Source organism: Gabonibacter chumensis (assembly GCF_024741215.1).
In the GTDB taxonomy this organism is placed as follows: domain Bacteria; phylum Bacteroidota; class Bacteroidia; order Bacteroidales; family Marinifilaceae; genus Gabonibacter; species Gabonibacter massiliensis.
Genome location: NZ_JANSKB010000002.1, coordinates 666,604 through 674,428, shown reverse-complemented (window position 1 = coordinate 674,428; position 7,825 = coordinate 666,604). Strand labels below are relative to the sequence as shown.

Here is a 7,825-nt window from a genome sequence, read left to right as displayed (position 1 = left end):
CGACACCGCCGGACAATAAAGTTTACCCGAGCGAGACCGGCATGTACATCACGAAAATTATCTTCATGGGAATATTACCTGCTATTTTACTTTTCATAACTATATTTATATGGATCAGGAGAAGAGGGCGGTAATTCTAAAATGATGATTTATTTATTCACCGTTCGTTTACCGTTCGTTTACCGTTCGTTTTTTGGAAAACGACGGTGATTTTAAAAGAATTCTTGTTAGATTTTTATAAACCGAGGGGAAATTTGTAGTGTGTGACTACAACATCCAATGTAGTGTTGTGTTAATGGAGAGGTTGTCCGGAAACGGATGACCTCTCTTTGCGTTTAGAACAAATGAATGAAAATTTTAGTTTTAAACGGAAAATACATTGAGTACTATAAGTATTATTTTATAAATAACTTATAATACGATAAAGAATATTTATGCATATATTGTAAAATAAATAAAAAACAAATAAAATTAATATTTCTAAAACGACTCATCCTGAGATAAGGTTTGTTGTGTCTTTATTAAAAGTTGTCATAGATATTGAAGTTTAACCTGTGTACCATTAAGAAAGGAGGCATATTATTAAGGTACCGAGAGTTTTTTATTTTATTGTTTCACACTAAATCTTAAACGTATGAAAAAAGTATTTTTTGGAAAAAAAGGTGTTTTTGTTGTACTGATCGTCATTGTAAGTACTATTGTCGTTTTTGCTCAACAACAGACTGTTTCAGGAACGGTTGTCGATTCTTCGGGACAGCCTATTATTGGGGCTAATGTAGTAGTTAAAGGAACTGCCACAGGTACTGTAACAGATATAGATGGAAAATTTTCTCTTAATGTATCTCCCGGATCAACTTTGGTTGTTTCTTATATAGGATGTGTAACACAAGAGATATCTTCGTTTGGAACCAATTTAAAAATAACCTTAAGAGACGATTCTGGTGATGGAGCAAATGATTATTGGGAAGCCGGGTATTTCTATTGTCGTTGTAAAAATGATAGTGGCGGAGGTAAAAATTGTTACGGAGGAAATGCCGTTTCGTTAAGGGCTAATTGTTATAAGGGAACAACGAGTATAAATTGTTCAACCTATAATGCGAATTGTCGGTAATAAATAAGGGAGGCGATTAAAAGCTTGGGTGGAATATATCTAAGCTTTTAATACCTCCTCAACGGAAAGAAAATATGAAAAACTCGTGTATTTTGATGTTGTTGATCCTTGGGATCGGGTGTGAACGCGTTCAAATTCCAGAAGGAAAAAATAAAATTGCTTACGATATTGTTGAAAATTATTCCTGCAAAAATACCTCATGTCCTACGTCATTGCTTTTGGATACGTTGTGTTTTAGTGCAAAGCAGGCATCGATGGAAGGGGATTTCTTGATAAAAAACGATACCCTTTATTTTGTAGATCGGGTTTTGTCGTCTGTTTTGGTTTATGATAAAGAGGGATTATACGTTCGTTCTGCGTTGGGTTTCGGGAGAGGAGAAAATGAAATACTCGGTTTAAACCAGATGACAACAACAGAGCGGGATCGTTTTATTATTTTGGATAAGCAATGGTTTATTTATCTTATAGATAGTAATCTGAATGTGGATTCAAAATTTTTTATTCGTTGGGATGGAGAGTTTATCGATAGCAGTAAATTTGAACACCCCGATCCCAATAATCCGAACATCTATGAGGTTGAGTATGGAAAAAATAAAATAGTTGCCTATGAAGAGTACCTGTTTTTTCCGGTAGTAACCGAACACGTTAAATTCAATGCTTACGGGGAAGGGCATACTCCGCAATATTATTCGGAAAGTTTTAATTTGGCCAAACTCTCTTTAAAAAACGGGATGATAGAACAGTTATTATGTAATTATCCACCCGTGTATAAGCGCTATCGGTATCTTTCGAATTTTAAATATTTACTGTTCGATTTGTATCGAGATAGTTTATTCTTTTCTTTTGAAGTAGATACTCTTGTTTATCGTATGAATATGAAGGATTCTACGGTGATTTCGTTTGGTAACAGCGGGGTGGATATGAATACAGTTTATCCGGAATTTCGAACCTTTGAAGATAGTGATATTCATTTTAGCGAGTGTCGTCAAAATTATGGCTACTATCGGTATTTGAAATGGATTCCGCAAACAGATGTTTTATTTCGAGGCTATCAGAAACAAAAGGCTCCTTTTGAAGATGGTTTGCAGGTATACCGGAATCGCTGCCTTGTCGCTGATTTTAATGTCCCGCGTGGATTTGAAGTTATCGGGTATATCGCTCCCTGGTATTACGCCGGTGTTAAACCGGATTATGCGAATGAGAAGTTTATCATTTATCGTTTTAAGTTATGAGGTTAAAAATAAACGTTTTAAGGTCGTTGCTATGGTTTATATTCGAGTGTTATGTTTGCGTTTTACATGCCGAATCGCTTCCTGATACTTTAAGAGTACAGGTAACGAATACTTCTTCAGAACCCTTGTTCGGGGTGTATGTCGTTAACCCGAATAGACATTATCTTGTTACGACAACAGACGAGAAGGGGTATTGTTGTTTCTCAACCGGAGATATTTCTTTACAGGATTCCATACAATTTTCGTATTTGGGCTATAGAGATTCTATCGTTGCCGTACGGGATTTGGTGTCGATGGAACGATTGGCTCTCTCCAGGAAAATGGAGTTTTTACAGGAAGTAAATGTCGTGGGAATAAAGAGTGCCGATTTATTAGAAAAAGTAATGAAAGAATTGCAACCTGTTTCTCCTCAAAATAACATGAATTCTTACGGGAAAGCCCAGTACACAAAAATAACGACCTGTTTTTCCAAGGCTGTGGAATACAGACGGGAATTCGGTTTTTTTTTAACGTCGGGACATGTGAAGCAAAAAGAGAAGTGGGATTTGGACTATAAATTCGAATATATTCCTGTCTATTCGGCAAGGAGTTTTAATCTGCTTCCTGATCGCTCGGATACATTAAAGACCCCGTATATTGAGTCGTCTTACAACGCGGAAAGTAAAAAGATTTTTTCGGCCTTGCGCGCTGTCTTATTGTGAGGCCCGTTGTTTTCTAAGTTGAAATATTATGATATACAGCCGGTAGTATCGGATAGCAATTGCTATAAATTCGTGTTTTCTACGCGGGAAAAATATTATCCTCGGGAGATAAAAATTTTCTGTAAGGGAGTTTTGTATATCGATAGGGACGATTTTAGGTTAAGAAGAATAGAGATCGATTACTTAGACTATCATTTTTATCGATTGGCTAATTTAACGAGGACCTATGCCCCTTTTTCGACAAAAATGCAGATAGAGTTGGCCTATAACGAAGAGGGAGACGTGTATGTTCACTCGTGCAGACAAGAGACCGTTTGGAAACATAAATCGGATCAGACGGGATTCGGAAGTATAGAGATGCCCTCGAGGCGTAATCCGGAGAAAAATAGGTTGGTTGAAACAGAAGCTTTCCAATGTATGGCTTATCAGAGGATTCCAGCTTACGCCCAGATGCAGTTCTTACGGGAAAAAGCAGTTCTTGTTGCTTCATATCCTATCGGAATATATGATACAAGAGCGTTTGAGGAGTTACCGGATTTACTCGATAGCAGGCAGGCTATTGCCGATTTGAGCGAGTACAGAGATATCGAGGCTCAATTTTTACATCACGGTAATAAACCTTACTATCCGCAGAGTTATTTGACAACGTTGAGACTGAATGGTATTACTCCCACGGTTCCTTTTGTTGTAAAGACAAAGAATGGATTACTAAGATTGTTTTTTAAATAATAAACGCGATGAGAATTATTGTCATATGGATTCTAACGAGTCTGTTTTTTTCTTGCCAGAGCAACGAAAAGAGAATAGAGAAAAATATACAGAAAGAATGGAGGGGAAAAAAGATTGCCTTTCCTTCCACGTTAGAAGCGAAATTTTTAGGTAAAAATACAACGTGTAATGATTTATTAAATAAATGCTATTCTATTTTAGTATACGTGGATTCGAACGAGTGTTCGGAATGCAGGCTTCAATTGTACGAGTGGTACAAAAAGATAACAGAGACTCAGGCCTATTCGGATTCTCTTGCATTTTTGTTTGTTGCGCATGTAGAAAATCCCAAGCAGGTTGTTATTCTGTCTAAGCAAAATAATTTTAGATATCCCATTTTTTTCGATAAAAAAGGGATGATGGGAAAATTAAACAAGTTTCCTGATAGTTACCAGTTTAAGACGTTTTTGTTGAATGAAAAGAAAGAAGTTGTTTTGCTGGGAACGCCTATCGGGAACGATGAACTTTGGCGTTTGTATAAAGATGTTATTATCAGGGGTATAAAAGAAAAATGATATGAAAAATCGAACGATTGTATGTATCGCTTGGCAGGAGTATCATTTACTTTGGCGTAACCGGGTGTTCCGGTTATTGGCATTTTCACTATGGGTACTTGTTTTTTGTTGTCAATATGTATTTCAAGGTGATCTTGCAAGCCTTTGGTTTATGTTGGCCTTACCTTCTTCCATGCCTTTCGTAAACGCGTATCTTGTAAGTGCTTTTCAATCGTTTCTGGTTGCGTTTTCCGTATGTGAATGGAGGTCGTCGGAGAGGCAGGCGGATAGTTTGGAAGCAATAAGGGTACGTCCGGTTGATAATGTGGAATATTTGTGCGGGAAGGCGATCGGTGTCATGATGACGGTTGTGATCGTACAGTTCGTTTCGATAATGATGGTAGTCATGTTGAATCTGTTCGGTAGCGATTCTCCTTTTGGGGGGTGGGCATACTTGTTTTATTGGTTGACACTTTCGTTGCCGGCTTTGGTATTTTGTACCGGTTTATCGATGGGCATTACCGGATTATTCAGGAAACAGGGAATTGCCTTGTCGGTGCTGACTCTTTTTTTGATTGCGACCTATTGGTGGCTTCCGGGAGTGGCGTACGGGATTTTAGATTTTATAGCAACGGATTTGCCGAACGTGTTCTCTGATGTAGTCGGGCATGTCGGGTTGGGGAATTACCTGTTGCATCGCTTTGTGTTCCTGTTGTGGGGTATCGGCATATGTTTGTGGGCTGTTGGAAAGGAAAAACGATTGCCGAATCGGACTGGGGACCGTGTAAGAGTTGTAGCGATAGGGAGAGGAGTGGTATTGTTTGGTATATTATGCGGTATTTTTTATTTGTATCCTTACGAAGAGACGAATCGGGTTCGAGATCGTTATTTAGAGACGGGGAAAAAGTACGGTAAGGAGCGTTTTATTCGTGTCGTCCGGCATGATTTACGGGTAGAGCAGACAGGTAACAGGATAGAAGCCCGTAGCGGATTGTCCGTGGTAAACCGCGGAAATAAGCCCGTTTCGCGTGTTACCTTGTATTTGAATCCGGGGTTGGATATTACCCGTTTTTCGGATAAAAAGGGAGGGGCAGTCAAATTCAGTCGGGAGAATCAGGTTGTAAGGGTCGATTGCCCGTTAGGGAGTGGGGACACGGTAGTTTTTTATTTGGAATACAGGGGAAAAATAGATGAACGGGTATGTTATTTAGACGTGGAAAAGGAAGCGTATTGGAAAAGAGCGTGGCGGAATTGTCCGTTGCGTTTTGGGAAGCGCTATGCTTTCATCGGGGATCGTTATACCTTATTGACCCCGGAAACGATTTGGTATCCGGTAGCCGTTCCACCCGTGAATTTGTCATCTGTTTATATGTCTTCGAAAGATTTTACGGATTTTCGTTTACGAGTTGTGGATTCAGGAAAACGAACCGTGATTTCTCAGGGTGAATCACGACGGAAAGGGGATACGGTATATTTCCGAAATAAGCAGTATTTGACGGGATTGACGCTGTGCATGGGTACTTACGAGAGCAAAACGTTAAAAGTGGACTCCGTTAATTTCGAGCTTTATTATTTTAAGGGACATGATCATGTGATGTCTTTGTACGAGGGGATGCCGGAAGAGATGTTGCGGAAAGCGATAAAGGAGCAAGAGAGTAAATTCCCTTTCTATCCTTTTCATAGATTTGTATTGTTAGAGACTCCTGTTTCTCTCGGGACGGAGGATCGTAATTGGAAAATCGGAAGTGAATTCGTTCAGCCGGAAATCGTGATGTTTCCAGAAAGATGGGTGACTAATCAAGTAATGTATGTCGAACGTTCCGTGATGATGATGGACAGCCACAGGCGGGAATTTATCGGGACGATAGAGGAGAAAACCAACGGGGAGTATTTTTTGGATTTATTTCAGTCGAGTTTAAAACGCCCCTCTGCTTATTACAGGGATAAAAATATTTTTATGACTTTTTTCCCTTGGGGTGGGAGACAAAAAAACGTGGTGAACAGGCAATGGGTATCTCCTCTGTTTCTCAATTACCTCCATGCTGCTTTTTCAACGGAATTTCCGGTAATAGATAGAGTGTTATTCACCATGTCCAATAGGAAAAAGGCTGTAAGAGTTAATTTTTCCGGGAATGAGGCAGCGCTTAGAGCTACTCGTTATTTAGAGAAGTGTAGTTTTGAAGAGGCTTTACGCGACGAATCTCTTTCAAGAGAGGTATTGGAAATGATTATTCAGTTGAAAGTAGACTATTTGAGAGATTATATTGCGTTAAAAGTTCCTTTGGAGCGATTTTACGATTTTTTGGCAAGGTTTGAAACCAGGCATATTTTTCAGGAGTTTTCTTTGGAAACGTTATGCGATGAAATGAAATCCGAGTTGGGAATTGACTTGATAGGAGTATTGCCGGATTGGTACCGACAACGCGGGATTCCTTCCTATCTGGTAAAAGATGTCGGAAAGGATAAAATACTCGTTGACGGAGAAGAAAAATATCGCGTACGGTTTAAGATATTTAACACGAGTACCACAGATGGAATTATACGTTTGACTATTTCCGATAGGGAAAATAGAGGCGTTGATTATTGTTATTGGATTCCGGCCGGAAGTTGTAAGGAGATTAAAAACGTGATGGATTATCTACCCGTGTATTCCCTGAATTTGAATTTATCCCGCAACTTTCCGGCGGGTTATGATGAATTGTTGTTGTTTACAGATGTTACGGAAGTTACGGATACTGTTTGTGGTGTTTTTGATATTGATAAACGCCTTTTTCAGCCGGATTCCAATGAACTTATCGTGGATAACGAAGATCCGGGATTCCGTTTGATAGAACCGGATAAACGGCGGGGAAGATTTATCTCTCCTGAAGAGGAGGAAAAAAAATACGTTTACGCGGATGAAATGTTGATGGCTATTAAAAGTAGGTTACCCCTTCGTTGGACTTATTGTATGGGGACTCGGATGTATGGCGAGGTGATCCGGAGTTCGGTTTATAAAAAGGCGGGAAACGGGAACTGTAAAGCCGAGTGGAGAGTTGATTTAGCCGAGGAAGGAAAATATGAGGTTTGGGTCTATATCGGGTACCGCCAGGTTCGTTACGCGGGAGAAGCTGCTCAATACTACGAGTTGTCGAGTCGAGACGGGAATCAGAGCATTGTTTTACGAACCGATATGCAGGAAGAGACAGGATGGTTTTCTTTAGGAGAGTTTGATTTGAATGCAGGGGAGAATTGGGTCGTTTTAAATGATCGGGGGGCAGATGAAGAACAAGCGATTTATGCCGATGCGGTAAAATGGGTTCGGAAAGAAAAACGATAGATTTTGATGAATCTGAATGATTGGTAGCATGATAATCCGGTTGAATTTCGACCGGATTTTTTTGTAAAATAGTCGAACGTAATTATCGCGTGGGATTGTTTACGATGTATGTGATAAACGGTAGTGATGAATATACGGTTGTATTAGATCTTTGTGTATTAATGTTGGAGTTTTGTGTAATAATTTTTGTATAGTTATAA

General features: G+C 39.2%; 6 protein-coding genes. All 6 read left to right on the top strand.

Annotated elements, in window-relative coordinates; translation table 11 throughout:
- Nucleotides 1–634: 634 nt before the first annotated feature.
- The 6 genes from NVS78_RS09520 to NVS78_RS09495 all read left to right on the top strand — a co-directional run bounded on the left by NVS78_RS09520 (nucleotide 635) and on the right by NVS78_RS09495 (nucleotide 7,625).
- Nucleotides 635–1,111 (top strand): carboxypeptidase-like regulatory domain-containing protein, encoded by a 477-nt coding sequence (locus NVS78_RS09520; RefSeq protein ID WP_286358984.1) that lies wholly within the window; start codon nucleotides 635–637, stop codon nucleotides 1,109–1,111.
- Nucleotides 1,112–1,185: 74 nt separating this feature from the next.
- Entirely contained in the window at nucleotides 1,186–2,343 is a 1,158-nt protein-coding gene (locus NVS78_RS09515; RefSeq protein ID WP_286358983.1) for a hypothetical protein, read from the top strand.
- Nucleotides 2,340–3,044 (top strand): peptidase associated/transthyretin-like domain-containing protein, encoded by a 705-nt coding sequence (locus tag NVS78_RS09510; RefSeq protein ID WP_286358982.1) that lies wholly within the window; start codon nucleotides 2,340–2,342, stop codon nucleotides 3,042–3,044. Before NVS78_RS09515 ends, NVS78_RS09510 begins: the two co-directional genes overlap by 4 nt.
- Before the next feature lie 72 nt (nucleotides 3,045–3,116).
- Nucleotides 3,117–3,773: a hypothetical protein gene (locus NVS78_RS09505; protein ID WP_286358981.1), complete on the top strand. Its 657-nt coding sequence runs from the start codon at nucleotides 3,117–3,119 to the stop codon at nucleotides 3,771–3,773.
- Between the two features lie 8 nt (nucleotides 3,774–3,781).
- Nucleotides 3,782–4,327, top strand: coding sequence for a hypothetical protein (locus NVS78_RS09500; RefSeq protein WP_286358980.1), 546 nt, complete (start codon nucleotides 3,782–3,784; stop codon nucleotides 4,325–4,327).
- A gap of 1 nt (nucleotide 4,328) precedes the next feature.
- The gene (locus tag NVS78_RS09495) at nucleotides 4,329–7,625 is read left to right on the top strand and encodes a golvesin C-terminal-like domain-containing protein (protein ID WP_286358979.1); all 3,297 of its coding nucleotides are present in this window, start codon (nucleotides 4,329–4,331) and stop codon (nucleotides 7,623–7,625) included.
- Nucleotides 7,626–7,825 lie beyond the last annotated feature (200 nt).